Raw genomic sequence first — 24,795 nt, 5'->3', positions numbered from 1 at the left:
GACGCCGCGTCAGGCCTTCGTCTGCCGCCGCCGGAGTGCCGCCGACGCCACGGCGACCACGGTTCCGACGGCGACGCCGATCACGGTCTCGATCGCGCGGTCCTGCAGGAGCACGTCGACCGGCGTGGGCGCGGCGAGGTGCACCATGAGCAGCGCGAGCGGGGTGATGAACACCATCGCGATGCCGTAGTTGCGGCCGACGAACAGCTCGGCCGCCGCTTGCAGCAGCACCACGAGAGCGATGACGGCGAGCGGCGGCAGATCGATCGCGAGCACCCCCGCCGCCACGAGGATGCCGAGCAGGGTGCCGACGAGGCGCTGGATGCCACGGATCACGCGGGCGTTGAGCTGGGGGCCGCTGACCGCGGCGACCGCACCGACCGCCGCCCAGTACCAGTGCGAATCCATGATCAGGAATCCCGCGAAGCCCGCACCCGCGATCGCGACGGCCACGGTGGCGGCCATCTCCCACGCGATCGGTCCCACCGGCTGCCGGGAGCGGGGTGGTGCATCCTGCGTGCCGTGCGTGAACAGGCCGATGACCGCGGTGACGGCCAGCCCGAACAGTACGCTCGCCCCGCCGACCAGCAGCACGTCGCCGAAGGAGGCGGCCGTGGCGGGGATGGTCGCGCAGGCGCCGACCGCGAACACCGGGAACAGCGGCCCGGGCGGGTGCCACCGCATCGTGTAGGCGAGCAGGGTGACGGCCGAGGCGATGACGGCGAGCACGAGGATGCTGACGGCGGCGGGAGCGGACACGACCGAGAGCGCGGTGCCGATGAGCATCGCGGCGAGCAGGACTCCGCCGGCGCTCGCCTGCATCCGGATGCGGTCGCGGAACACGTCGTGGCGGCCGTACAGCGCCGCGAAGGCGCCGAAGCTGGCGTAGATGCTCAGGTCGAGGCGCCCCAGCATCCACAGCACGAGGAGGGGGACGGCGACGCTGATCGCGGCCCGGAGCGCCACGCGATGATCGCCGCGGTGCGGTCCGACGCGCAGGACGCCGGTCCATACTCGTCCCCGGGAATCCGCCACCGATCCAGCCTACGTCCGACGTCGGGCGGGTCGAAGTCGAGGGGTCACCCGCCCGACGTACGCAGGAGCGTCAGGCTCCGTTCGAGGACGACGTTCAGCACGCGGGTCACGACCTCGGCATCCTCGTCCTCGATCTCGCGCCACAGGGGTGCGGTGAGGGCGGCGATCTCCCGACCGATCTCGGGCGCGCGACCGAGATCGACCGCAGCGATGTGTCCGTCGCGCTGAACGTTCTCGAAGAGGGCGGGTTCGTCGCGCGCTCGCCGCATCCGTCCGACCGGCGCCGCAACCTCGTCACCCTCACCGCCTCCGGCCGCGGCGAGCTCACCCGGCTCGATGCCGTCGTCGACCGGGCGCAGGAGCAATTCCTCGCTCCGCTGGCCGACGAGGAGCGCGTCGTCTTCCTCGACCTGCTCCGACGCGTCGGAGCCACTGCGTCTGCCTGATCACTCGACCCGTGCGCGACGCAGCGCTGTGAGCGTCACCGCGCTGGCAGCGATCAGCAGTGCCGCCCCCAGCCAGGCCGAGACCTCGAATCCTGCGGCGAAGGCGTCGGTGGCGAGTGCCCGGAGCGCGTCACCCTGGGCGGCGGGAAGGGTGTCCGACGCCTGCAATGCCGCGGCCAGCGTCTCGGCCGCGCTCCCAAATGCGTCGGCGGTCCCCTCGGCATCCGATCCCTGGGGGATGCCGGCGCGATAGATCGCCACTCCGACGCTGCCCATGACGGCGATGCCGAGGGAGACCCCGATCTCGGTGCTCGTCTCGCTGAGCGCCGACGCCGAGCCCGCCCGCTCGGGAGGAGCCGACCCCACCACGAGGTCGGTGGCGAGGGCCGTCACCGGGCCGATCCCGGCGTAGGCGACCGCGAACCCGACCAGCACGAGCACGGTGTCCGCCTCCACCGCCGCGCGCGCGAGGATCACGAAGCCCGCGGCGGAGACGGCGAGTGAGATGGAGACGATCAGTACCGGGCGGACGCGGCGAGCGAGGATCGGCGCGAGGACCGAGGCGACGATCAGGGCCGCGGCTCCCGGCAGCAGCAGCAGACCGCTGACGAGGGGTGGATGCCCCGCCACCAGTTGCAGGTGCTGCGTCAGGAAGAGGTAGATGCCGCCGATGGCCAGGGTGCTGATCAGGAGTGCGACGAGCCCGGCGCGCACCGCGGGGTTCGCGAAGAGTCGCAGGTCGAGTAGAGGGTCCGCAAGCCGGCCCTGTCGTCGGACGAAGAGGGAGCCGAGCAGCAGGCCGACGAGACCGGACGCGGTGGCGAGTGGACTGATGCCGTGCACGGCCGACTCCTTGATCCCGAACGTGAGAGTCAGCATGGCGGCGATGATCAGACCGACGCTCACGAGGTCGGGGCGTCCCGCCGTTCGGTCGCGGTACTCGGGGAGGAGCAGCGGAGCGGCGATCAGCAGAAGCAGCATGACAGGGAGTCCGAGGAGGAACACGGAGCCCCACCAGAAGTGCTCGAGCAGCGCACCGCCCACGATCGGGCCGAGCGCGATCCCCGCGGAGAACATCGTCGCCCAGATGCCGATCGCGAGTCCGCGCTGATGCGGGTCGCGGAACATGTTGCTGATGAGCGCGAGGGTCGAAGGCATGAGTGTCGCTCCGGCGATGCCCATGACCGCTCGACTGGCGATGAGCATCTCGGCAGTGGCGGAGAAGGCTGCGGCCGCCGAAGCGACCCCGAACGCCGCCGCGCCGAGGACGAGAAGGCGTCTGCGCCCGATACGGTCCCCGAGCGAACCCATCGTGACCAGGAACCCGGCGATCATGAATCCGTAGATGTCGATGATCCAGAGCAGCTGAGTCGAGGTCGGCCGCAGGTCTGCGCTCAACCGGGGGACTCCGAGGTGCAGCACGGTGATGTCGAGCGCCAGCAGCAGTGTGGGCAGGGCCAGCACCGCGAGGCCCAGCCACTCCTTCGCCCCGGCGCGTGTCGTCGGGGGCGTCATCGTCTGATCCATCGTCTCCTCGCATCCGGCTCTTCTCCTCGGAGAGCACGTCCCTCATACTGGGACGGTTCCCCCGACCGGGGAAGTACCCACTATTTACTGCGGTACTTACCTTTTGGTAAGTGGAAGGCGGATCATGTCGGACACCGTCAGATGCGGACCTTACGTCTGCGGCATCGACGCCGCGCTCGACGTGGTGAGCGGCAAGTGGAAGGGCCTGATCCTCTGGGAGCTGGTCGAGCACGGAACCCTGCGGTTCGCGCAGCTGCGTCGGGGCCTGCCCGGGGTGAGCGAGAAGATGCTGACCCAGCATCTTCGTGAGATGGAGCAGGACGGCCTGGTGCACAGGCGCGTGTACGCCGAGGTGCCGCCCCGGGTGGAGTACTCGCTGACCGAGGCGGGTGCCTCGCTCAGCGCCGCCCTCGAACCCCTCGGTGACTGGGGCCGTGAGCGCATCCTTCGCGAGGAGATCGCCCTCGTCGACCATGCAGACGCGTCCCGGATGCCGCGTCCCTGACGTCGTGTCAGATGTCCGCGAGCGGTTCGCCGCGGGGACCTTCGGCCGTCAGGACCACGCGGTCGCCTCGCTCAGCGGCTCGCTCGCGGGTTCTGCGACAGACCGCTCGCCCGCTCCGGCTCGCTGCCGGCCGGCGTAGAGCGTGCCCCAGCGGGTCAGCTCCGTCAGCAGTTGCCCGGAGCTCGCCCCGAGTTCGCTGAGCCGGTACTCGACCTTGGGCGGCACCTCGCGATACACGGTGCGGGTGATGAGACCGTCTTCCTCGAGTTCGCGCAGCTGCCGGGTGAGCACGCGCGCGGTCGGGTTCTCCAGGAGGCGTCCGAGCTCGCCGAAGCGGAGTACCTCGTGCTTGCCGAGCAGGGTCAGGATGCTGGGCTTCCAGGCCCCGCCGAGCACCGCGATCGACACCTCGGCGTCGCAGGTCTCGGTCCAGTCGCGGATGATCCGCTCGGTCTTCTCTCGCACGAGACGGGCTCCCTTGGTATCCGAAGTGTCAGTACGTATCAGAAATGACCGTACTTGTGGCTTCTGTCTGTACTTTACAGACTGGGATCGTGACTTCCACCCCCACTTCGGTCCGCACCCGTTCGTCCCTCCGCCTCTGGTTCGCGATGGTCCCGCTTCTGCTCGGCGTGCTCATCGGCGCCCTGGCGATCAGCAGCGTCTCGACCGCCCTCCCCGCGATCCGCGGCGAGCTTGATCTGACCGACACCGAGGGGCTCTGGCTGGTCGATGTCTACGCGCTGTCGCTGGCCGCGACGCTGATCGTGGCCGCGCGGATCGGCGATGCGTTCGGACGCAAGAGCATCATCCTCATCGGCCTCGCCGGCTTCGCTGTTCTCAACGTGGTCGGCGGGCTCGCCGCCAGCGGCCTGGTGCTCATCGCCGTGCGCGCCCTGCTGGGGGTCGCCGAAGCGTTCGTCATCGCGGGCGTGGTCGCGACGATCGGTGCCAAGTTCCAGGCGCGCGAACGTGTGCTCGCCTACGGGCTGTGGACGGCGACCTTCGGCACGGGAAGCGCACTCGGGCCGGTGCTCGGCGGTCTGCTGGCAGAGGGGCCCGGATGGCGTTGGCTGCTGCTGGGCAGTGTTCCGCTCGCGGTGATCGCCGGGGTGCTGGCCGTGTGGCTCGTGCCCGATTCGCGCAGCTCGCAGACGCCGTCGTGGGATGTGCTCAGCATCCTCTCCTCGATCGTCGCGCTCGGTGCCCTCGTCTTCGCGCTGCACGAGGCGCTCGCGGCACCGGTATCGGCTCTGGTCGCCGCGGTGATCGCGATCCTCAGCCTGGTGTTCTTCGTGCGCAGGCAGGGCCGGCTCCGCGATCCGCTCATCGACATGCGGCTGTTCCGGGTGTCGGGGTTCAGCCCCGCGATCATCCGGATCGTGGTGAGCAGCGGGGCGTCAGCGGCATCGGTCCTGCTGGTGAGTCTGCATCTGCAGGACTCGCGCGGGCAGAGCGCGGCTGAGGCGGGCATCGCACTGCTGCCGCAGGCTGTGGCCATCGCGATCGGCGGCGTCGTGGCGCCCCTGGCCCTGCGCTGGCTGTCGGCGAACGCGCTGACAGTGCTGGCACTCGTGCTGCAGGCCGTCGGGCTCGTCTGGCTCGCGTTCGACCCGGCGATCGTGGCGGTCCCGCTCGTGCTCGTCGGACTCGGATTCGGCGTCGGAGCGACCCTCGCCGCCACCGCCCTGTTCGAGGTGACGACCGAGGATCAGGCCGGCCAGGTCGGCGCGATCCAGGAGGTGGGCTTCGCGCTCGGAGGCGGGCTCGGCATCGCGGTGTTCGGCACGATCGCCGCCGTCCTCGTCACGGGCGGATTCGTGTCGGCGGTGCTCGTCGCCGCGGCCGTGGTCACCGCCGCGGCCCTCCTCCCACTGCTGCGGCGACGCGTGCGCTGACTTCCGAAGGCGCCCCCGACGTGGTCGTGGGCGTGGTGGTGCCGAGTGCGTCGACACCCTCGAGCCCGCCGACCACGAGCGCCACGGCGGCGTCGAGCGTCGCATCCGCCGAGAGCACGCGGGTGTGCCCGAAGCCTTCGGCGCGGAGCAGGCGGGAGTGCCCGCCGTGGGCCTCGTGCAGACGGAGCGAATCGGCGTCGGGCATCCGCCGGTCGTCGCGGTCGTGCACGACCAGCAGGGCGGTGCGGTCGGGTAGTGGATGCCGCACGGCGTCGAAGCGCGCCGTCAGGGCGGCCTGATCCATGTCGAACCGCTGGCGGAACCGCTCCGACAGGCGGGCGGCCGTTGCGGTGTCGAGGTCGAGCTCGCGGGCGAACTCCGCCAGGAAGGCGTCCGGCCCGGCCGCACCGGCGATCGCGACGACCGCGGGTGTGGGCACGGTCGTCCGTGCGACGGTCGTCGCGGCCAGGGCGCCGAACGAGTGGCCGACGATCACCGAGAACGGCCCGTGTGCTGCCTGCAGCTGTTCGGCGGCGTCGACCCAGTCGCGGATGTCGGTGTGCCGGCCGCGCGAGGATCCGTGCGCCGGGGCATCGAACGAGATGACGCGGAATCGTTCCGCGACCAGTTCGCGCACCAGCGGGGCGAACTGCGACGCTCGACCGCGCCATCCGTGCAGGAGCAGGGCCGTGCGCGGGCCGGTGCCCCATTCGTAGGTGGTGACCTCGTTGCCCCGCACTGTCAACCGCCCGCGGCGGGCATCGCCGTGGGTCGGGGTATCGGCGTCGCGCACCGGCATCCGCGGCGTGGTCATGAAGAAGAGGCGGTAAGCGAGGTCGCCGGCGAGCCGGGGCGAGATGACAGCGGCGGTCTGGATGCTGCGGGCGAGCAGTGCGGGGACGGATGGCATGGAAGCTCCTTCGCCAGAACAATACGAACGATCATACGTATAGTAGGCGAACGATCGTTCGTATACTAGGGGCATGTCGGAGAACGTGGTTCTGGATGGGCGCAGGGCGCGCGGTGATGCCTCGCGCCGTATCGTGCTGCAGAGTGCGACCGACCTCGCGTCCGTGGAGGGCCTGGACGGTCTGACCATCGGGCGGCTGGCCGAGGCTTCCGGATCGAGCAAGAGCAGCATCGCCACCCTGTTCCAGAGCAAGGAGGGCCTGCAGCTGGCCACCGTCGCCGCGGCCCGTGAGATCTTCACGGCGCAGATCGTGACGCCGGCCAGGGAGCAACCGCGCGGAGTGCGCCGCCTGGCAGCGCTGCTGCGCAACTCCCTCGTGTATTCGAGGGACCGGGTGTTCACCGGCGGCTGCTTCTTCGCAGCCACCGCGGCCGACGTCGACTCGAAGTCCGGTCCGGTCAGCGATGCCGTGCGCGCGGCGCTCGTCGACTGGTACGGCTACGTCGAAGCCCAGCTCCGGTATGCCGTCGAGGCGGGAGAGATCGAGGGCGATCCCGAGGTGCTGGCGTTCGAGCTGGTCGCGCTGAACGAGGAGGCCAACTCGCGCTCGCTGCTGCTGGACGATGAGCGGCCCTATGTGGTCGCCGCCACCGCGATGCGAGGTCGTCTGCGGGCTGCCGGGGCTGACGGATCGGCCCTGTCGCTGCTCGACCTCTGACGCACGAAACGCCCCATCCGGGAATCGGGCGAGGCGTTTCGCAGAGGGTGGAGCAGGCGTCAGGCGTCGCGACCGCGGGTGAAGCCCGCGTCGAAGCCGCGCTCGAACGCGTGCTGGGCGATGCGCTCGGCACGGTGCGGACCGTGACCGCGGTGGCCGGGGTGTCCGTGACCGTGGGCGCCGTGACCGCGGTGGTCCGAGCCCGGTCCGCCGTGGCGGCAGCCGTGCTCCCCATCCGTATCGGCATCCGGGCCGAAGCCGTGCTCGGGTCCGTGACCGAAGCCGCGGCCGAACGGGCGACCGAAGCCGCGCGGGAAGCCGCGGCCGTGGCGGGGTCCGCCGAAGCCGTGCCGGCGGCCGCGGGGCAGAGGGGTCTCCTCGTCCCAGCCGAAGGCGCGGGCGATCTTCTCGAGCGAGGCGAGCGTGGTGGCCATCTCCTCGTCGGAGACGGCGCTCGACACCTTCGCGCGGATGCCGTCGACGAGGGCGCCGAGGCGGTCCTTCGCCGCGCGGCCCTCGTCGGTGAGCGTCCAGCCGTCGCCCTCGGGGGTGACCCAGCCGTGCTCGACGAGTCGGTGCAGCTTGTGTGCGTTCAGGGGACGGTCCGCCGTGACGGTGCCGTCGACGATGTTGAGGATCCGCCAGTCGCGGCGGGTGGCGTGCTCACCGTCGAAGGCGGCGGCGAACTCCGCCGCCATCAGGCGGTCGGCTGCCTTCAGCCAGTAGCCGAAGGGGCGGGTGGTGTTCTCGGGGTTCTCTGATTCAGAGGTGTTCATGGGTAGTCCTTAGTTGTCAGTGTGCATGTGAATGTCACAGTGCATGTACATGTAGTGTGACATGTAGTCGCGATGCATGTCAAGTCGCATGTAAAATCGAGCCGTGACCACCGAACCGAACGACCCCGCCGCGCAGGATCCCGCCGAATCCATCGCGCAGGCGCTGTCCCGCCTGCGCGGGCGTCGTCCCGGTGACCGAGGCCCGGGCGGGCGCGGCCCCGCCGATCGTGGTCGAGGTCACGGAGGCCCGCACGGCTGGCATGGCGGTCCGCACGGCGATGATGGCCACGATCACTTCGACCACCACCGTGGTCACCCGGGCATGCCCCCCTGGATGGCCGACCCATCCGGTCGTCTCGGCGGCCCCGCCCGCATGCGCATGCTCGAGGCCCTGGCTGCGGCATCCGCTCCGCTCAGCGTCAGCGACCTCGGCATCGCGATCGGGGTCGATCAGCCACGGGCCTCACGGCTCGTGCAGCAGGGCGTAGAGCGCGGCTTCGTTCGGCGCGAGGCCGACCCCGACGACGCGCGGCGCACCCGCATCGCGCTCACCGACGAGGGTCGCAAGCTCGCGCGGGGCATGCGCGGGGAGCGTCGCGAGATGCTCACGACCGCACTCGCATCCTTCACCGATGACGAGCGCGTCGAGCTCGCCCGGCTGCTGAACAAGCTCGCCGACAACTGGCAGCGCTGAGCCGATCGAGCTCTAGTCGCGCGCGAACTCGAGTGACGGCTCGTCGTCGACCGAGAGCGACAGCACGACCGTCTCGACGGCCTCATGCGCCTCGATCCGCCGCTCGACGTCGCGCAGCCGACGCGCCACATCGTGCTCACGGGCGTCGCCGGCCAGGTCGATCTCGGCCACGATGAACAGCCGGTTCGGACCCACGTACTCGATGTGCAGGTAGGTGACGCGTTCGATCTGGTCGAGTCCGAGCAGCGCGGTGCCGACACGGGCGCGCAGTTTCGGCGCCGCCGTGGCCCCGACGAGGAAGATGATGTTCCGCCGGATCAGGATGACCGCGACCACGCCGAGCAGCACGCCGACGAGGATCGAGCCGATCGCGTCCCAAGCCGCGACGCCGGTGATCTGGTGCATCGCGATGGCGCCGGCCGCGATCGCCAGGCCGATGAGCGCGGCGGAGTCCTCGAAGAACACGGCACGCAGCGTCGTGTCGCTCGTCTCCAGCACGAAGTCCCAGGTCGACGATCCGCGCTCCTTCGCCAGCCGCCGCGACTTCACCATCGCCTGGGTGAACGACGCGCCTTCCAGCACGAACGAGACTCCGAGCACGATGTACGCGACCATCGGACTCTCGACGGGGCCGGTGTCGGACAGCTCCTGGATGCCGTGCATGACCGACACGATCGACCCCGCCGTGAAGATACCGAACGCGGCGATGAGCGACCACACGAAGGCGTTGCGTCCGTAGCCGAGGGGGTGCCGCGCATCCTTCGTCTTCGCGCCGCTGCGGTCGGCGATCAGCAGGAACACCTCGTTGCCGGCATCCGCCCACGAGTGCGCCGCCTCGGCGACCATCGATGCCGAGGCGGTGATGATCGCGGCGATCGTCTTCGCCACCGCGACGAGGATGTTGGCGAGGAAGGCGAGGATTACGGTCACGCGGTCAGGCTACTCCCGCCGCACCGATGGCACCCCGACACAACTTCGGACTTCGATGACGACGCGCCGGGATGCGGAGCCCAAGCCCGGCGTGTCGCCCGCGAGATCCGAAGTTGTGCGGTCGTGCGGGCGGGCGGGCGGTCAGGCTACTCCCGCCGCGGGCGTTCACGACTCAGCGGGGCGCCTTCACCGGGAGCAGCAGCAGGAAGCCGGCGATCAGGACGATCATGATGCCCAGGATGCCGTAGGCGGTCTGGCTCGTCAGGACGATCAGGAGCGTCCAGGCGCCGGAGGCCATCCAGCTGGCGGCGCGACCCGTCGTGGCGTAGAGGCCGAAGATCTCTCCCTCTCGGCCGGCCGGGGTGACCCGCGCGAGGAAGGAGCGTGCCGCCGCCTGGGCCGGACCGACGAAGGCGCACAGGATCAGGCCGCCGATCCAGAAGACCATCGACCCGGCGTCCCGCAGCAAGAAGACCGCGAGGCCGGCGACGATCATCGAACCGATCGAGGCGAGGATGATCCGCTTCGGGCCGAGGCGGTCGTCGAGTCGGCCGGCGGCGATCGTGGAGACGCCGGCGATCAGGTTCGCGACGATGCCGAAGATGATGATGTCCTGCGCTTCGAAGTGGAACACGGCCGTGCCGATGATCGCCCCGAACGCGAACACTCCGCCCAGGCCGTCGCGGAACACGGCGCTCGCCAGCAGGTACCAGAAGGTCGGCCGCGTCTCCTCGTTGCGGTACAGCCCCGCGACGTCCTTGACCAACAGCGGGTAGGACGCGAAGAATCCGACCTTGCGCTCCGGGCGGCCGAGCGACGGCTCCGGCACGTTGAGGAAGATCGGGATGCTGAAGACGATCGCCCATACGGCGCATCCGACGGCGATCAGTCGATAGGCGAGGCCGTTGTCGGTCGACATGCCGAACCAGTCGAAGGTGTCGAGTACGACGACGATCACGAGGGCGATGATGCCGCCGAGATAGCCGAAGCCCCACCCGAGTCCCGAGATGCGGCCGACGTTCTTCGGGTTCGCGATGCCGATCAGCATCGCGTTGGAGTTCACCGCCGCGATCTCCTGGAACACGGTCGCGGCCGAGATCAGGGCGACGCCCAGCCAGAACAGGCTCGGCGTCGGCTCGACGAACCACAGGCCCAGCATGCAGAGGATCAGGGCTCCGGTGCCGATCCCGAGCCAGAGCTTCTGGCGCCCCGCGGCATCCGCCCGCTGGCCGAGGACCGGGGCGAGCAGCAGGATGCCGAAGGCGGCGATGGTCGACCCCAGCCCCAGGCCGGAGGCGAGGTCTGCCTCCGCGGCCATCCGAGCCGGGTCGCTCGCATCGAGGGCTGCGACATCGGCGGGGAGGAAGCCCTCGCCGATGAGGTAGAGCGCGGTGAACACGAACGTGAGGATGACGGTGTTGAAGGGCTGCGTCGCCCAGTCCCACAGCGCCCACGAGTAGACCTGCTTCTTCGGTGCCGGCGTCTCGCCGCGCAGGTCGAGGCCGACGACGGCGACGGCGCCGCTGTTCGCGGTGGCCACGGGCTCGGGGACGCCCTGGCGAGATTCGGGTTCGCTCATGCTGGAAGTCTGGCGGCGCCCGGTGAACGGCCGGTGACGACGCGCCGCACGCATATACCGCTCTCTCCCGCTTCCGGTCGCACTTGGTGACGCCTGCGCGTCCGGAAGGCGGCGCAAACTGCGACCGGAAGCACGCGCGAGAGACCCAGGTCAGTCCGTGCGCAGCGGCCGGAGGGTGCGGGCGTAGTCCTCCTTGAGCACGGCGAGGTGCAGCCAGGCCTCTATGCGCGTCACCCCGGGCAGCGCGCGCAGGCGTTCCAGGCTGGCGTACAGCGCTCCGGCGGAGGGCTCGACCAGCGTGGCCACGGCGTCGAACCGGCCGAGGGTACGCGCGGCGAAGTCCACCCCGCGTCCGCGCCGCAGCTCGTCGATCACGGCATCGTCGTCGTCGCCGAGGGTCATGCCCACGCCCATCGACAGCTGCCGGTGCGCGAGGCCGCGCGCCTCGACCGCACTGATCTTGATCACGCCCCCGTCGATCAGCCGCTGCACCCTGGTGGCGACGGCAGAGGGGGAGAGCCGCACCTCCTCGCCGAGTGCGCGGAAGCTCTTGCGCCCGTCGGTCTGCAGCTGCTCGATCAGGGCCTCGTCGATCGCGTCGAGCGTGACGCCGCCGTGGTACTCCGAGACGAAGAACCCCTTGATCACGGTCGAGTAGATGATGGTGCTGATGTCGAGCACGCCGTCGATCGCGCGGATCAGGGCGAGCAGGTCGTGCAGCTCCGACATCGACCCGACGCGCACCTCGGTGACCACGTCGTGCGCGCCGCCGACCGCCGACACCAGCACGGTCTCGCTCATGTCGCGCAGGTGCTCGGCGACGAGCTCGACCGCGCCGTCGGTGCGGATGGAGACATGGGCGAGCACATGCTGCCCGAGGAACACCGGATCGACGGCGGCCACGACCCGCACCGTCCGGTCGGCGAGCATCGTGCGCAGTCGTGCTGCGACGGCGGCCCGCGACTGCCCGAGTCGCTGGGCGAGGGAGAGGATGCTGGCGCGACCGTCTTCCTGCAGCGCACGGATCAGTTCGGCGTCGAAATCCATGGTTCCGCCCATTTCCTCAGTTTCCCGCGATCGCACGCTTCGCCGCGCGCATGTTCAGTGTAGGAGGGGTCCACGCCATCGGGAAGGCATGCATTGCACGAAACCGCGATCAGATGTTCAGTGAATCCTCGTTCTCGCTGGAGTTCTGCCCTTGCTGACAGTCCTGTACCGCCGTAGCATCCTTCGCTATCCGACATCTTCCGCAAAGGAGCGGGCACCCTCATGACCACTACCCCCACCAGCGGCACGCACAGCCGGGCGCGACGTGCCGGCATCGCTGCCTTCGTCGGCACCACCATCGAGTGGTACGACTTCTACGTGTACGCGACCGCCGCCGCGCTCGTCTTCGGTCCGCTGTTCTTCCCGAGCGGCGACCGTCTGGCCGAGACCGCAGCGGCCTTCGCGACCTTCGCGGTCGCCTTCCTCGTCCGCCCTCTCGGCGGCATCATTTTCGGCCACATCGGCGACAAGCTCGGACGGCGCACGTCGCTCGTCATCACGCTGCTGATGATGGGCGCGGCCACGGTGCTCGTGGGTTGCCTCCCGACCTACGAGAACATCGGCATCCTCGCCCCGATCCTCCTGATCCTGCTCCGTGCGGTGCAGGGCCTCGCGGTCGGCGGCGAGTGGGGTGGCGCGGTGCTCATGAGCGTCGAGCATGCTCCCGAGAAGTCGAAGACCTTCTACGGCGGCTTCACGCAGCTCGGCAACCCGGCCGGCGCGCTGCTGGCCTCCGGCATCTTCGCGATCATGACCCGCATGGGCGACGACTTCATCATGAACGGCGGCTGGCGCATCCCGTTCCTGCTGTCGATCGTGCTGGTCGGCGTCGGCTTCTGGGTGCGCTACCGCGTCGAGGAGACCCCTGTCTTCGAGGCGAAGGTCGAGGGCCGCAAGCAGTCGATGCCGCTGGCCTTCGCGCTGCGCACCAACTGGCGTCCGATCCTCCTCGGCATCGGCATCCTGCCGATCTCGACCGGTGGCTACTACCTGGCCACCACCTTCGCCACGGCGTACGCCACCGGCGACACGGTCGCGATCAGCGAGCAGGTCATCCTCGACGCCATGACGATCGCCTCCTTCGTGGAGTTCGTCGTGACGCTCCCGGTCGCCTGGCTGGGCGACAAGTGGGGTCGGAAGAACGTCATGTACATCGGCTTGGTCACCTCGGTGCTCACGTTCGTGCCGTTCCTGCTGATCCTGCCCGGACGCGTCGAACCGCTCATCTTCCTGTTCGCCTCGCTGGTGCGAATCGCGATGAGTGCGACGTATGCCCCGATCGCCGCCCTGCTCTCGCAGATGTTCCGTCCGCAGGCCCGCTACACCTCGATCGCGCTCTCCTACGGCGTGGGTGCGGCGGTCTGGGCCGGTTTCTCGCCCTGGTTCGCGACGCAGCTCATCGCCTGGACCGGCAGCATCTGGTCGGTCATCGCGATGTTCATCGGCATGGCCGTCATCGCCGGTATCTGTACGCGTCTCGCGCCGCAGCACTCCGACGAGGCTCCCGTCACCGGATCCTTCACGGCCCGCACCGACACGACGGCGAACCGGCTGCCCTGACCGCGACCGCTCCTTCACCACCCGCACCCGACACGACCGCGAACAGGCTGCCATGAGAAAGCTCACCCCCTTCGACCGCTCAGCTCAGACGACACCCGTCCTGCTGACCGCGCACGCGATCCACACGGCGGATGCCGCGGCCACCACGGCCACGGCGATGCTCACCGACCGCGGGCGGATCCTCGCGATCGGCACCCCTGCCGAGTGCGAGGAGGCGGCCGATCGGGGTGGGCTCTCTCCGGAACGCATCGACCTGGGGGACGCGGTCATCGTTCCCGGCTTCGTCGACGCCCACGCGCATCCGCTCATGTTCGGGCAGATGATGAGCTGGGTCGACTGCGGGCCGGAGAAGGCGGGCAGCATCCCCGAGATCGTGGCGCTGCTGAAGGCGGCGGCGGCTGACCTCCCCGAGGGTCGCCCGGTGCGCGGCTACGGCTACGAGCAGCGCAACCTCGCCGAGAAGCGGCACCCCACCCGCTTCGAGCTCGACGAGGTGTCGGCCGACCGCGAGGTGTACCTGATGAACGCGTCGGGTCACGGCGGGGTCGTGAACTCCCACACCCTCGCGATCAACGGCGTCGACCGGGACACCGCGAACCCCGAGGGCGGCGAGTTCTTCCGCGACGCGGACGGCGAGCTGACCGGCGAGCTCTCGGATGCCGCGTGCAACATCCTCACTGGTGTGCACGGCGTGAAGATCGGCCACCACGGCCCGAACTTCCACCTGGCGGATGAGCCGGAGGAGCACCTGCGCCAGCTGGATGCCGCGACGCAGCGGTTCCTCGCCGGCGGCGTCACCTCGATCGGCGACTGCCAGGTCACCCGTCGCGAGTTCGACATGTACCTGCGCCTCGCCGAGGCCGGTCGCCTGGAACTGCGCGTGTCGATGTACCTGCTGTCGCACCTGCTCGACGAGGCGCTCGAGATGGGTCTGGTCGGCCAGTTCGGCAACGCGCACCTCAGCTTCGCCGGCATCAAGTTCTACGCTGACGGCACGCTCGGCGGCTGGACCGCGTACTTCCCCGACGGCTACGTGGGCGACCCCTGCCGTACCGGTCAGCTCTACCACGCGCCCGCCGAGTATGCCGGGCTCATCCGCAAGGCGCACGCCGCGGGTCTGCAGACCGCCACGCACGCGCAGTCGCCCACCGCGATCGAGATGGTCGTGTCGGCGATCGAGGCCGCGCTCGCCGAGCATCCGGATGCCGACGCCCGCCACCGCATCGAGCACTGCGGCCTGCCGACCCCCGAGCAGATCGAGCGGATGGCCGTCGCCGGCATCCGTCCGGTCAACCAGACCCAGCACTACTTCAACTGGGGCGAGGGCGTGGAGGAGGCCATCGGCACCCCGGGCGAGCGCTTCAACCCGCTGGGCGAGTTCGAGCGCGCGGGCGTGCCGTTCACGATCTCGTCGGATGCTCCGGTCGCTGAGCCGATCCCGCTCGAGGCCATCCAGACCGCGGTCACCCGCGTCACCCGCCGTGGCCACAAGCTCGGCCCCGACGACCTGCGGGTCTCCGCGCTCGCCGCCCTCCGCGCCCACACGATCGAGGGCGCCGTGTCGATCGGCCGCGAAGACGACCTGGGTTCGCTCGAGGTCGGCAAGTACGCTGACTTCGCGGTGCTCTCCGGCGACCCGCTCGCCGTTCCCGCCGAGGAGATCTCGGCGATCACCGTGCGCGAGACCTGGGTCGACGGCACGCGTCGTCACCAGGTGTGAGGATGACACGATGAGCACAGAGACCACGCCGGCGGATCAGTACGCCGACACCGCCGGCCGCGCCGTGCTGGAGACGATCCGTGCCTATGGCGTGACCGCGATCTTCGGCATCCCCGGCACTCACAACCTCGAGCTCTACCGGCCGCTCGCCGACCTCGGCATCCGTGCGGTGACGAACCGTCACGAACAGGGATCCGGCTACGGCGCCGACGGCTGGGCGCAGCAGACCGGACTCCCCGGAGTCGTCATCACGACCTCGGGCCCTGGCCTCCAGAACGCCATGAGCGCGATCGGCACGGCGTTCTGCGAGTCGCGGCCGCTCATCGTGCTGTCCCCGGGAGTGCCGCTCGGGGCGGAGTTCGCCGACGTGGGCACCCTGCACGAGACGAAGGATGCTACGGCCATGGTCGGCGCGATCGCCGAGTGGTCGCGCCGCGTGACCAGCGCCGCCGAGGCGGTCGAGGCCGTGCACGACGCGTTCGCCCTGTTCCGCACCGGGCGTCCACGTCCCGTGCACATCGAGATCCCGCTCGACGTGCTGGAGGCTTCGGCCGATGTTCCCGCCGAAACGCGGCGGCCGCGTCCGGTCCCGGCGCGGGTCTCCGGCGAGTCGGCCGCGCTCGCCGAAGCGGCACGTCTGCTCGCCGCCGCGAAGACCCCGGTGATCGTCGCCGGTGGCGGAGCGGTGGATGCCGCGCACGAGGTCACGACCCTCGCCGAGCGCCTCGGCGCCCCGGTGCTGACCACCCTGAACGGCAAGGGCGTGGTCGACGAGCGGCATCCGCTCTCGCTCGGCTCGAACCTGCGCCTCGCCGCGGCCCGGGCGGTGGCGGAAGACGCCGACGTGCTGCTCGTGGTCGGCTCGAAGCTCGGCGAGGCCGAGCTGTGGGCGCCGCGACTCGAAGCCCGCGGAGCCGTGATCCGCATCGACATCTCGCCCGCGCAGCGCGACAAGAACCTCGCAGCGACCGTGGGTCTCACGGGTGACGCGGCGGCGGTCTCGGGCGCTCTTCTGGAGCTGCTCCCCGCCGAGCTCCGCCCGCCGCGCGAGCTCACCGCCGAACGCACCGCGATCGACGCCGAGATGCGCGAGACCGCCCCCGAGACGGTCGCGCTCGCCGAGATCATCGCCGACGCCCTGCCCGACGACGCGATCGTCGCGGGCGACTCCTCCCAGATCGTCTACATGGCGCTCGGCAGCGTGCTGCGGTCCGAGCATCCGCACTCCCTTCTGTACACGCCCACCTACGCGACCCTCGGCTACGGCCTTCCCGCCGCGATCGGTGCGCGGGTCGCGCAGACCGAGCGCCCGGTCGTGACGGTGATCGGCGACGGCGCGCTGATGTTCTGCGTGAACGAGCTGGTGACCGCGGTCGAGCAGCGCCTCGACGTCACGGTCGTGTGCGTCGACAACGGCGGCTATGCCGAGATCCGGCAGAACGAGGTCGACCGCGGCATGACCCCGATCGGCGTCGACCTCGTGCAGCCCGACTGGGCGGCTCTCGCCACGGCTTTCGGCGCGACCGGGCGTCGGGTGCAAAGGCGCGACGACATCGCGTCGAGCATCCGCGCCGCGATCGCCGAGGGCGGCGTGCAGCTGGTGCACATCCCGCAGCACGCTCTCTGAGAACCAGCATCCGACGAAGTACCCCGACGAACAGACGAACAGGAACGAGCAATGACCGAGAACGTGGGCCCCATCGATGCGTCCGTGAACCCCCGCTACTCCGGCATCGCGACCTTCGCACGGCTGCCGCGGATCGAAGACGTGCCGCGTGCCGACATCGCCGTCGTCGGCATCCCCTTCGACTCGGGCGTGAGCTACCGACCGGGTACGCGGTTCGGTCCGTCGCACGTGCGCGAGTCCTCGCGACTGCTGCGCCCGTACAACCCGGCGCAGGACGTGTCGCCGTTCGCGATCGCGCAGGTGGTGGATGCAGGTGACATCCCGGTCAACCCGTTCGACCTGACCGAGGCGGTGACCGAGGTCGAGCGCGCGGCCCTGGCCCTCGGCGAGCAGGTGCAGCGCATCGTCACGATCGGCGGCGACCACACGGTCGCACTTCCTCTGCTGCGGGCGGTCGCCGCGAAGCACGGACCCGTCGCCGTGCTGCACTTCGACGCCCACCTCGACACGTGGGACACCTACTTCGGAGCGCCGATCACGCACGGCACCCCGTTCCGCCGCGCGAGCGAGGAGGGGCTGATCGACCTCACCGCGAGCTGCCACGTCGGCACCCGCGGACCCCTGTACTCGAAGCAGGACCTCGAGGACGACGAGCGCCTGGGCTTCTCGATCGTGTCGAGCGAGTACATCGAGGAGCACGGGGTCGAGGCCGGCATCGCCCGCATCCTGCAGCGCATCGGCGACAAGCCGCTGTACGTCTCGATCGACATCGACGTGCTCGACCCCGCTCACGCGCCCGGCACCGGCACCCCCGAGGCCGGTGGGCTGACGAGTCGCGAGCTGCTGCGGATCCTTCGTGCCCTGACCTCGCAGAACATCGTCGGCGCCGACGTGGTCGAGGTGTCGCCCGCCTACGATCACGCGCAGATGACCGGCATCGCCGCGAGCCACGTCGTGTACGAGCTCGTGACACTGCTGGCCGCCCGTCTCGCCGCCTAGCCCACGAGACTGACCCGTCTGTTCCGGTCGCAGTTCGTGCCGCCCGACGGCTGATCCGGCGGCAGCAACTGCGACCGGAACGGACAGAAGCAGCAGCAACTGCGACCGGAACGGACATGGGCGGCCCGGATCACGTGTACGACGCCGCGAGCAGCTCGGCGAACAGCTCCTCGGCGTCGCAGTCGACGCGGCGACGGGCGAACCAGTCGCAGATGTTCACGCAGTCGCGGTGCAGCAGGTCGAGCCCCTGCGGGTTCGCGATGATGTCGACGATCTGCGGCAGGTCGATCACTCGCACCCGCCCCTCGTGCACGAGCAGGTTGTAGGCCGACAGGTCGCCGTGGGCGAAGCCGGCCGCGGCGAAGATCCGCATCAGGTCGACCACCTGCGCGTAGTACTCCTGCAGTTCGTGCCGGTCGCTGCGCACCTGGGCAAGGCGCGGTGCGGCCGTGCCGTCGGTGTCGCCGAGGAACTCCATCAGCAGCTCGGTGCCGTTGACCTGCACCGGATACGGCACCGGTGCGCCGAGCTCCCACATCCGGCACAGCGCCTCGAACTCGGCGAACGACCACTGTGCCGCGGCGACCGCGCGACCGTGGTCCGACTTCTTCGCGAGTGCTCGGGTGTCGCGGGTGTTCCGGGTGCTGCGGCCCTCTGTGTAGACCGATGAGCGATGGAAGCTGCGGTGCTCCGCGCTGCGGTAGCGCTTCGCCGCCAGCAGTGTGCGCTGGGTCGGGTCGTCCGGCACCGCGCGTTCCAGCAGGAAGACGTCGGCCTCCTTGCCGGTCTTGAGGATGCCGCGCTCGGTGTCGAGCGCGCCGGCCGAGGTCACCACCCACGCCGGCCATGGCTCGGGACCGCGCTCGGACGGGGTGATCGCCGGCCAGGTGGACCAGCGCTGCCCCTCTCCGGGATCGACGTCGGCGAAGGAGAGTTCGGTTTCGAGGGATTCGAACGAGGACGCGTCGAAGGACGCGGCTTCCGAAGAAGCGAAGAGTTCAGACAAGGTGTGGCTCCGGGAGCAGGAGGCCACGCCAGGATCAGGAGCGGGTGGCCTCGAGGGGAAGGTGGTCGGCGGTGAGCGCGACAACGACGATGTTCATGTCCTCGGCTCCTTCCGCTCGGGCTTCCCGGGCTCGTCCCGGTGCGTCGTCGAGCATAGGGCGTCGTCAGCGGGCGTGTCCAGAGGCGAGTGTCAGTTCCCGGCGGGCGGTGTGAGCCGGATCACCACGCCGTCACCCTCGCCACCGGTCGCGACCACCCAGGAACCGCCCGTCCACGCGGCGGCGTTCGCGCCGCAGAGGAAAGGGAGCGGATGCTGTCCGCCGGAGTCGCTGAGGCGCAGGGCGTCGCTGCGGAGGCGGGTGCCGTCGCTCGACGTCGCGTCACAGTGCATGCGGGGCTCGACCGCCTCTCGCGCTTCGGAGGAGCCGCCGACGATCACGGCCTGGGCGTCGCTCTGCTCGGGTTCTCCGCCCCACCACAGCGCCGTGCCGTCGGGGGCGACGGCGACGAGCGGGTGGTCCGCGACCTGTGGCTCGCGGCTCAGCTCCGTGCCGTCGGCGGCGAGCACGATCCGTGCGGTCGGGGTCGCGAGATACACGCGCCCGGCGTCGTCGACGTCGATGCCGATCGGGGGGACACCGGGTCGAGCGCTCGGAGCCTCGTCGATCTCGACCGGGCCGCTGTGCAGCAGGGTCCTGGCTCCACTGTCGAGGTCGACGCGCAGCACCTCGTAGTCGAGGTAGTCGTCGGGAGGGCGCGGCTGGTAGCGCACCACGATCGCGTCGCCCTCGTGCACGGCGACGTCGCCGAACTCGAAGTCCCCGAAGTCGAGGTCGCCCTCGTCGCCGACGGTGTCGCCCGGCAGATCACGCACCGCCATGGTCGTGGTGTCGAGCACCGAGAGCATCGGCATCACATGGACACGATCGCCCTGCAGCACGACCAGCTCGGTCGGCGACAGCGGCGCCATCGCCCCGATCCGCGACAGCGGGTCGCCGGGTTCGGTGTCGAACCTGGCGAGTGTCTCGCCATCGGCCCCGACGTGCAGCCACGACCCGGAGGATGCGGTCCAGAACCCGCCGGCCCCGTCGGACGACAGCACGTGCATCCCGTATGTCCGGTCGGTCGGCGGACCGGCCGGCGTGGCCTGCGGTCCGGTGCCGACGAAGGAGTTCTGGAACGAGATCGGCTCCAGGGCCCAGTCGTCCGGTCCGGCCGTGGGCGGCGTGCACCCGGAGACGAACATGATCGCTGTGACGACTGCGGCACCGTGCAGCGTCCGCCGCCGTGCCCCTCCCCGATCCCGCATGCTCACACTCTGCAAGCACCGGCTGGGAGATCGGTGTACCGGTGTGCCGATGTCGTCGGACGAATGGTCGGTTGGGGCGGACGACCGGTCGGGCGGCGGCATCCGGATGCTGCGAACGTGGAACCATGACCACCACAGCGCCCGTCCCCACCGCGCCGGCCACAGCCGTCACCCGCATCCGCTACGGCGGACTCATCGTCCTGATGCTGATGGGCTTCCTGCTGGTAACGGCCGAGTTCCTCCCCAACGGCGTGCTGACCGAGATGGCCGACGGCCTCGGCGTCACCCCCGGCCAGGCCGGCCAGACCGTGACGGTAACGGCTCTCGTCGGCCTCGTCGTCGCGCCGACGGTCGGACTCATCTTCCCGCGCCTCGACCGGCGGTCGCTGCTGGTGTGGATGGCGCTCGCCGCGGCGGTGTCGAACCTCATCGTGGCGATCTCGCCGAACCTGATCATCGTGCTGCTGGCGCGTTTCCTGCTGGGGGCCGCGATCAGCGCCTTCTGGGCGATGTCGATCACGGTCGCCGCCCGGCTCGCGGGTCCGGAGAACCTCGGCCGCGGGGTCATGTTCACCTCGGCCGGCGTCTCGCTGGCCACGGTGGCGGGCGTGCCGCTGGGTGTGATGCTGAGCGAACTGGTCGACTGGCGGATGGTCTTCGCCATCGCGGGTGTGCTGATGGTCGTCCTCGCGGTGGTGCTGCGCTTCGCCCTGCCGTCGGTGCCGGCGGAGCGCGCGTCCAGCCTGCGGCTCCTCGTCGACACCCTCCGCCGGCCGGGAATCGGGCTCGGGATGATCGGGCACGTGCTCGTCGTGCTCGGGCACTTCCTCGCCTACACCTACGTGCGTCTGGCGCTGGAGCGCATCCCCGAGGTCGATGCCTCCACGATCGTGGTGCTGCTCGCGCTGTTCGGCGTCGGCGGCCTCCTCGGCAACATCACGATCGGACTCGTGATCGACCGCACGTTCGCCTTCTTCGCCGTGTTCGCGCCGCTGGTGATCGCCGTGTCCGTGACATCGATGATCCTGTTCTCCGGCTCGATCCTGGGCGTGGGCATCGTGGTGGTGGTGTGGGGCTTCTTCTTCTCGTCCTGGCTGATCGTCGCGAACACCTGGGTCGGACACCGGATGCCGGATCGGCTCGAGGCCGGCGGCAGCCTGGTGGTCGTGGGGTTCCAGGGTGCGATCACGCTGGCGGCCGGCATCGGCGGGTTGCTCGTCGACACCCTGAACGTCGAGCTGGTCTACACGATCGGCGCGGCCGCGCTGCTCGCGGGCGCCGTGCTCTTCGGAGTGTCGAACAGGGTCAGCAGTCGCGCCTGACCGGCTGGCGCGGACGGGCGGAGAACGTCAGGCGGAGACGGGGATCCGGTTGGCCATCCGCCACGACGAGGGGGTCAGGCCGGTGCGGCGGCGGAACGCGCGGCTGAACCCCTCGTCCGAGGCGTAGCCGAGCTCTCGGGAGATCTCCGACACGCTTCGCCCGGCGTCGAGCATCCGCTTCGCCGCATCCACCCGCACCTCGGTGACGTAGTCCGCGGGGGAGCGGCCGACCGCGTTGCGGAACCGCTCGGCGAAGGTCGACCGCGACATGGCTCCGATGCCTGCGAGGCGCTCGACCGTCCAGTCGCGGCCGGGCTCCTCGTGGATGGCGTCGACGACGCGGTCCAGGAACGGGTCGTTCGACAGGGACGGCCAGCCCGCCGGTGCGCAGCCGTTCGCCGCCCAGGCGCGGATGACCGACAGCAGCACGGTCGTCGCCATCATGCGGCAGATGACCGGGTCGCCCTGACGTGCGGGGAGTGCCGTGGGATCGACGACGCCCATGTTCAGGGCGAGGGCGGCGGCGGCCGGCTCGATGGCGTCGAAGCCGGTGACCGACAGGAACGGCGGAAGCAGCGCGGGCAGCGGTGACGCCGCATCCGCGAGCACGATCTCGGCGATCATGAGGCTCGTGTCGCCCTCGGCTTCCAGCGCGAACGGCGTGCGGCCGAGCGTGAGGAACGCGTCGCCCGCGACGAGGAGATCGCGACGGTTGCCCGGGTCGACCGTGAGGCGATGCGAGTCCGGGTCGACGTCGAGGCGGCAGCCGTCGCCGAGTGGAGGATGCCCGTGCACGCCGCCGTCGACGATGTACACGAGGGTGATGGCGCCGGTCGGGATCGGTAGCAGCGCACCGGGGGCGAGAGTCGTCCGGCGGCCGATGCCGACGCGGAGGTCGACGGCGCCGAGCACCTGCGAGATCGCGTCTGCGTCCACTGTCACCATGCCTTCGGCAACGCCTCCGCACAGCGTGATATTCCGCCGTCGAGCTCTTTCGAAGCGCGAAGCGCCCCGCGTCTTCCCGCAGGTCTCAACCATTCGGTTGATTCGAGCGCGATGACCGCCGGATACGGTGGGAGGACCCCCACCCGAGGAGACCCGTGTTCCGCACCCCCGACCGCCTGTTCCGAGTTCTCGCGATCGCGGAGGCGATCACCTGGACGATTCTGATCGCCGCGATCATCGCCCGCGCCGTCGGTGCGCCCGGGGTCGTGGTGACGGTGGGCGGTGGCATCCACGGATTCGTGTTCCTCGCCTACGCGGCGACGGCGATCCTGGTCGCGCTGAACCAACGCTGGCACCCCGGCGTCGGTGTGCTCGCGGTCGTCAGCGCCGTGGTGCCGTACGCCACGATCCCGATGGAGATCTGGCTGCACCGCACCGGGCGCCTCGATGGTGCCTGGCGGCTGGAAGCCACCGACGACCCGCGGGATCGCCGCTGGTACGACCGGCTGATGCGGTGGTTCCTGCGCCGGCCCTGGGTTCTTGCGTTGCTGCTGGCCGTCGGCATCGTGGCGCTGTACGTCATCCTGCTGCTGGTCGGTCCTCCCGGCGGCAAGTGATCTGCCTTCGAGGGGAGGGCGTGGCGATCAGGGCGTGACGACGATCGCGTTCGCCTCGTTGACGGCATCCATGATCTTCTCCGCGTCGTTGGCGGTGCAGTCCACGATCGTGTAGAGGCCGACTCCGGTCTGCGTGAACGCGCGCGCGGCCATGAGCCAGGAGCGGGAGCCCTCCACGGCGCTGACCTGACGCATCTCGACACCACCGGTCCCGCCCGTCATGTAGCTGAACTCGCCGGTGGTCGCGACGGGGGTAATGTCGGCCGTCGGGGTCTCCAGCAGCACGCCGAGGATCGCATCCGACGATGCGCTGTCGTCGCCTTCGACCACGGGGACATCGGTCATGTGCCCCTGCCAGAACCGCACCGTGCAGGTGCCGTCGGCCGTGCCGTAGGTCCAGCCGCCGTTGCCGTCGTCGGGCGAGATCGTCTCCCACCGCTCGTCGGCGAGGAACCCGTCGCCCCACTCGATGTAGGCGTCGTTCGAGAGTTCGAGGCCTTCGTCGAAGCTCAGCGTCGTTCCTCCGACGGGCGCTTCCGTCTCGTCGGTCTCGTCACCGGGCGACGGCGCCTCGGAGGGTGACGCGACCGGGATCTGCGCGTACAGGCATCCGCTCAGCGGCAGGATCGCGAGCGTCACGATCGCGGCTGCGGTTCCGAGGCGGCGGGTGGCGGAGGCGGTCCACGTCATGCCGGTCAGCCTAGCGACCTCAGCCTCGTCTGACCGGCTGCTGCAGCTCGGTGACCCAGTCCGACTGGTCATCCGACACGGCGCGCACGTAGAGCTCTCGGCACGCCCCGTCGTGCACCAGACCGCGGGCGAAGATCTCGGAGTGGATGCCGTGCCAGCTCTCGGCGATGCGGTCCATCGACCCCAGGTGGATGCCGCACACGGCCTCCTCTGCGGCGGGGAGCTCGACGATCTCGAATCCGTCGTGCGCGGGTCCGGAGTAGGTGTACCCGGCGATGACCTGCACGCCGTCGTCGAGCGTCTCGTACTGGGCGATCGGGGTGGAGAGGGAGTGCTCGTCGCCGATGATCGCGGCGACCGCGTCGAACGACGGGCCGACCACGCCGGCGACCGAGGGCTGGTCGGGAACGACCGTGCGGATCGCGGCGAGGCGGACGGCGGGGAGGGGCTTGTCGACGATCTCGATCCGGGACATGTGGTTCTCTTTCTCGATGAGGTGGAGGCGCCGTTCCACGTCGACGAGTCTCTCCGCGGCGACCCGGTGCTCCAGCTCGACCTCTGCGCGGCGGATCCGCAGCAGGGAGGCGATGCGATCGGCGTCGACTCCCCGGTCGAGGATCGACGAGATGTCATCGAGGCCGAAGCCCAGCTGGCGCAGGGCGACGATCCGATGCAGCCGATCCAGTTGTGAGGGGTCGTAGGAGCGGTAGCCGCTGAACTCGTCCACGTGGGCGGGGACGAGCAGGCCGGCCGTGTCCCAGTGCCGCAGCATGCGGTGGGTCACCTGGCCGATCTGCGCGAACGCTCCGATGGACAACATGTCTCTGTTCTCCCGTCTGCCACAGTGTCAGGGTCAAGTATCGCGTTCGGGAAGGTGTGGTCGATTTCGCGGCCGGTTGCGGAGCGTCCATGACCACATATCGGTATATTGTTTTC

Annotated in this window: 24 protein-coding genes; 11 read left to right on the top strand and 13 right to left on the bottom strand. The window is 70.1% G+C overall.

What is annotated here, in order from left to right; translation table 11 throughout:
• Window positions 1–9 precede the first annotated feature (9 nt).
• Window positions 10–1,035 carry an FUSC family protein gene (locus ACFC14_RS04375; protein WP_376101390.1) on the bottom strand — a complete coding sequence of 342 codons (1,026 nt, stop codon included), beginning with the start codon at window positions 1,033–1,035 and terminating at the stop codon, window positions 10–12.
• 212 nt (window positions 1,036–1,247) lie between these two features.
• Between ACFC14_RS04375 and ACFC14_RS04370 the strand changes: the two genes are divergently transcribed.
• Entirely contained in the window at window positions 1,248–1,481 is a 234-nt protein-coding gene (locus ACFC14_RS04370) for a MarR family winged helix-turn-helix transcriptional regulator (protein WP_376101389.1), read from the top strand.
• Here the strand turns inward: ACFC14_RS04370 and ACFC14_RS04365 are convergent, their stop codons facing one another.
• Window positions 1,482–2,996: an MFS transporter gene (locus ACFC14_RS04365; protein ID WP_376101388.1), complete on the bottom strand. Its 1,515-nt coding sequence runs from the start codon at window positions 2,994–2,996 to the stop codon at window positions 1,482–1,484.
• 136 nt (window positions 2,997–3,132) lie between these two features.
• On the opposite strand from ACFC14_RS04365, the gene ACFC14_RS04360 reads away from it, so the two are divergent.
• Window positions 3,133–3,513, top strand: a complete 381-nt coding sequence (locus ACFC14_RS04360; protein WP_376101387.1) for a winged helix-turn-helix transcriptional regulator — start codon at window positions 3,133–3,135, stop codon at window positions 3,511–3,513.
• Window positions 3,514–3,561: 48 nt separating this feature from the next.
• On the opposite strand, the gene ACFC14_RS04355 is transcribed toward ACFC14_RS04360, so the two are convergent.
• Window positions 3,562–3,978 (bottom strand): winged helix-turn-helix transcriptional regulator, encoded by a 417-nt coding sequence (locus tag ACFC14_RS04355; protein ID WP_376101386.1) that lies wholly within the window; start codon window positions 3,976–3,978, stop codon window positions 3,562–3,564.
• Between the two features lie 89 nt (window positions 3,979–4,067).
• Here ACFC14_RS04355 and ACFC14_RS04350 point away from each other — a divergent pair, with 89 nt between their 5' ends.
• Window positions 4,068–5,411, top strand: a complete 1,344-nt coding sequence (locus tag ACFC14_RS04350; RefSeq protein ID WP_376101385.1) for an MFS transporter — start codon at window positions 4,068–4,070, stop codon at window positions 5,409–5,411.
• Here the strand turns inward: ACFC14_RS04350 and ACFC14_RS04345 are convergent.
• Window positions 5,365–6,321 carry an alpha/beta fold hydrolase gene (locus tag ACFC14_RS04345; RefSeq protein ID WP_376101384.1) on the bottom strand — a complete coding sequence of 319 codons (957 nt, stop codon included), beginning with the start codon at window positions 6,319–6,321 and terminating at the stop codon, window positions 5,365–5,367. The genes ACFC14_RS04350 and ACFC14_RS04345 overlap by 47 nt on opposite strands.
• 73 nt (window positions 6,322–6,394) lie before the next feature.
• On the opposite strand from ACFC14_RS04345, the gene ACFC14_RS04340 reads away from it, so the two are divergent.
• Window positions 6,395–7,039 (top strand): TetR/AcrR family transcriptional regulator, encoded by a 645-nt coding sequence (locus tag ACFC14_RS04340; protein ID WP_376101383.1) that lies wholly within the window; start codon window positions 6,395–6,397, stop codon window positions 7,037–7,039.
• 59 nt (window positions 7,040–7,098) lie between these two features.
• Here ACFC14_RS04340 and ACFC14_RS04335 read toward each other — a convergent pair whose 3' ends face one another.
• Window positions 7,099–7,815, bottom strand: coding sequence for a MarR family winged helix-turn-helix transcriptional regulator (locus tag ACFC14_RS04335; protein ID WP_376101382.1), 717 nt, complete (start codon window positions 7,813–7,815; stop codon window positions 7,099–7,101).
• Between the two features lie 103 nt (window positions 7,816–7,918).
• Between ACFC14_RS04335 and ACFC14_RS04330 the strand changes: the two genes are divergently transcribed.
• Window positions 7,919–8,509, top strand: a complete 591-nt coding sequence (locus ACFC14_RS04330) for a MarR family winged helix-turn-helix transcriptional regulator (protein ID WP_376101381.1) — start codon at window positions 7,919–7,921, stop codon at window positions 8,507–8,509.
• Window positions 8,510–8,521: 12 nt separating this feature from the next.
• On the opposite strand, the gene ACFC14_RS04325 is transcribed toward ACFC14_RS04330, so the two are convergent.
• From ACFC14_RS04325 to ACFC14_RS04315, 3 genes are all read right to left on the bottom strand, one after another.
• The gene (locus tag ACFC14_RS04325; protein ID WP_376101380.1) at window positions 8,522–9,439 is read right to left on the bottom strand and encodes a cation diffusion facilitator family transporter; all 918 of its coding nucleotides are present in this window, start codon (window positions 9,437–9,439) and stop codon (window positions 8,522–8,524) included.
• 172 nt (window positions 9,440–9,611) lie between these two features.
• Window positions 9,612–11,018, bottom strand: a complete 1,407-nt coding sequence (locus ACFC14_RS04320) for an MFS transporter (RefSeq protein WP_376101379.1) — start codon at window positions 11,016–11,018, stop codon at window positions 9,612–9,614.
• Between the two features lie 150 nt (window positions 11,019–11,168).
• On the bottom strand, window positions 11,169–12,077 hold the full coding sequence (locus ACFC14_RS04315; RefSeq protein ID WP_240745098.1) for an Lrp/AsnC family transcriptional regulator: 909 nt from the start codon (window positions 12,075–12,077) through the stop codon (window positions 11,169–11,171).
• A gap of 210 nt (window positions 12,078–12,287) precedes the next feature.
• Between ACFC14_RS04315 and ACFC14_RS04310 the strand changes: the two genes are divergently transcribed.
• The 4 genes from ACFC14_RS04310 to speB are packed head-to-tail and all read left to right on the top strand — an operon-like array spanning window position 12,288 to window position 17,971.
• Window positions 12,288–13,625, top strand: coding sequence for an MFS transporter (locus tag ACFC14_RS04310; protein WP_376101378.1), 1,338 nt, complete (start codon window positions 12,288–12,290; stop codon window positions 13,623–13,625).
• A gap of 52 nt (window positions 13,626–13,677) precedes the next feature.
• Window positions 13,678–15,345 carry an amidohydrolase gene (locus ACFC14_RS04305; protein ID WP_376101377.1) on the top strand — a complete coding sequence of 556 codons (1,668 nt, stop codon included), beginning with the start codon at window positions 13,678–13,680 and terminating at the stop codon, window positions 15,343–15,345.
• Window positions 15,346–15,355: 10 nt separating this feature from the next.
• Window positions 15,356–16,972 carry a thiamine pyrophosphate-binding protein gene (locus ACFC14_RS04300; RefSeq protein WP_376101376.1) on the top strand — a complete coding sequence of 539 codons (1,617 nt, stop codon included), beginning with the start codon at window positions 15,356–15,358 and terminating at the stop codon, window positions 16,970–16,972.
• 51 nt (window positions 16,973–17,023) lie between these two features.
• Complete coding sequence (speB, locus tag ACFC14_RS04295; protein WP_376101375.1) at window positions 17,024–17,971, top strand: agmatinase; 948 nt, start codon at window positions 17,024–17,026, stop codon at window positions 17,969–17,971.
• Window positions 17,972–18,101: 130 nt separating this feature from the next.
• Here speB and ACFC14_RS04290 read toward each other — a convergent pair whose 3' ends face one another.
• Both ACFC14_RS04290 and ACFC14_RS04285 read right to left on the bottom strand, forming a co-directional pair.
• Window positions 18,102–18,977, bottom strand: a complete 876-nt coding sequence (locus ACFC14_RS04290) for a serine protein kinase RIO (RefSeq protein ID WP_376101374.1) — start codon at window positions 18,975–18,977, stop codon at window positions 18,102–18,104.
• Window positions 18,978–19,166: 189 nt separating this feature from the next.
• Window positions 19,167–20,285 (bottom strand): hypothetical protein, encoded by a 1,119-nt coding sequence (locus ACFC14_RS04285; RefSeq protein ID WP_376101373.1) that lies wholly within the window; start codon window positions 20,283–20,285, stop codon window positions 19,167–19,169.
• A gap of 125 nt (window positions 20,286–20,410) precedes the next feature.
• Here ACFC14_RS04285 and ACFC14_RS04280 point away from each other — a divergent pair, with 125 nt between their 5' ends.
• The gene (locus ACFC14_RS04280; protein ID WP_376101372.1) at window positions 20,411–21,607 is read left to right on the top strand and encodes an MFS transporter; all 1,197 of its coding nucleotides are present in this window, start codon (window positions 20,411–20,413) and stop codon (window positions 21,605–21,607) included.
• A 27-nt stretch (window positions 21,608–21,634) separates the two neighbouring features.
• On the opposite strand, the gene ACFC14_RS04275 is transcribed toward ACFC14_RS04280, so the two are convergent.
• Window positions 21,635–22,552, bottom strand: a complete 918-nt coding sequence (locus ACFC14_RS04275; protein ID WP_376101371.1) for a helix-turn-helix domain-containing protein — start codon at window positions 22,550–22,552, stop codon at window positions 21,635–21,637.
• 155 nt (window positions 22,553–22,707) lie between these two features.
• On the opposite strand from ACFC14_RS04275, the gene ACFC14_RS04270 reads away from it, so the two are divergent.
• Entirely contained in the window at window positions 22,708–23,169 is a 462-nt protein-coding gene (locus ACFC14_RS04270; protein WP_376101370.1) for a DUF3817 domain-containing protein, read from the top strand.
• A gap of 27 nt (window positions 23,170–23,196) precedes the next feature.
• On the opposite strand, the gene ACFC14_RS04265 is transcribed toward ACFC14_RS04270, so the two are convergent.
• Entirely contained in the window at window positions 23,197–23,859 is a 663-nt protein-coding gene (locus ACFC14_RS04265; protein ID WP_376101369.1) for a hypothetical protein, read from the bottom strand.
• Between the two features lie 19 nt (window positions 23,860–23,878).
• On the bottom strand, window positions 23,879–24,679 hold the full coding sequence (locus ACFC14_RS04260) for a MerR family transcriptional regulator (protein WP_376101368.1): 801 nt from the start codon (window positions 24,677–24,679) through the stop codon (window positions 23,879–23,881).
• Window positions 24,680–24,795 lie beyond the last annotated feature (116 nt).

It is taken from the genome of Microbacterium sp. NPDC055988 (genome assembly GCF_042269505.1).
Lineage (GTDB): Bacteria > Actinomycetota > Actinomycetes > Actinomycetales > Microbacteriaceae > Microbacterium.
Note: the sequence above shows the minus strand (reverse complement) of the source record. Positions and strands in the feature narration are given on the sequence as shown.

Coding starts and splice junctions, on each gene's coding strand:
- ACFC14_RS04275 (WP_376101371.1), bottom strand. CDS start 22,552: ATGGTGACAGTGGACGCAGACGCGATCTCGCAGGTGCTCGGCGCCGTC.
- ACFC14_RS04305 (WP_376101377.1), top strand. CDS start 13,678: ATGAGAAAGCTCACCCCCTTCGACCGCTCAGCTCAGACGACACCCGTC.
- speB (WP_376101375.1), top strand. CDS start 17,024: ATGACCGAGAACGTGGGCCCCATCGATGCGTCCGTGAACCCCCGCTAC.
- ACFC14_RS04340 (WP_376101383.1), top strand. CDS start 6,395: ATGTCGGAGAACGTGGTTCTGGATGGGCGCAGGGCGCGCGGTGATGCC.
- ACFC14_RS04265 (WP_376101369.1), bottom strand. CDS start 23,859: ATGACGTGGACCGCCTCCGCCACCCGCCGCCTCGGAACCGCAGCCGCG.
- ACFC14_RS04280 (WP_376101372.1), top strand. CDS start 20,411: ATGACCACCACAGCGCCCGTCCCCACCGCGCCGGCCACAGCCGTCACC.
- ACFC14_RS04310 (WP_376101378.1), top strand. CDS start 12,288: ATGACCACTACCCCCACCAGCGGCACGCACAGCCGGGCGCGACGTGCC.
- ACFC14_RS04315 (WP_240745098.1), bottom strand. CDS start 12,077: ATGGGCGGAACCATGGATTTCGACGCCGAACTGATCCGTGCGCTGCAG.
- ACFC14_RS04285 (WP_376101373.1), bottom strand. CDS start 20,285: ATGCGGGATCGGGGAGGGGCACGGCGGCGGACGCTGCACGGTGCCGCA.
- ACFC14_RS04360 (WP_376101387.1), top strand. CDS start 3,133: ATGTCGGACACCGTCAGATGCGGACCTTACGTCTGCGGCATCGACGCC.
- ACFC14_RS04260 (WP_376101368.1), bottom strand. CDS start 24,679: ATGTTGTCCATCGGAGCGTTCGCGCAGATCGGCCAGGTGACCCACCGC.
- ACFC14_RS04320 (WP_376101379.1), bottom strand. CDS start 11,018: ATGAGCGAACCCGAATCTCGCCAGGGCGTCCCCGAGCCCGTGGCCACC.
- ACFC14_RS04345 (WP_376101384.1), bottom strand. CDS start 6,321: ATGCCATCCGTCCCCGCACTGCTCGCCCGCAGCATCCAGACCGCCGCT.
- ACFC14_RS04365 (WP_376101388.1), bottom strand. CDS start 2,996: ATGACGCCCCCGACGACACGCGCCGGGGCGAAGGAGTGGCTGGGCCTC.
- ACFC14_RS04335 (WP_376101382.1), bottom strand. CDS start 7,815: ATGAACACCTCTGAATCAGAGAACCCCGAGAACACCACCCGCCCCTTC.
- ACFC14_RS04300 (WP_376101376.1), top strand. CDS start 15,356: ATGAGCACAGAGACCACGCCGGCGGATCAGTACGCCGACACCGCCGGC.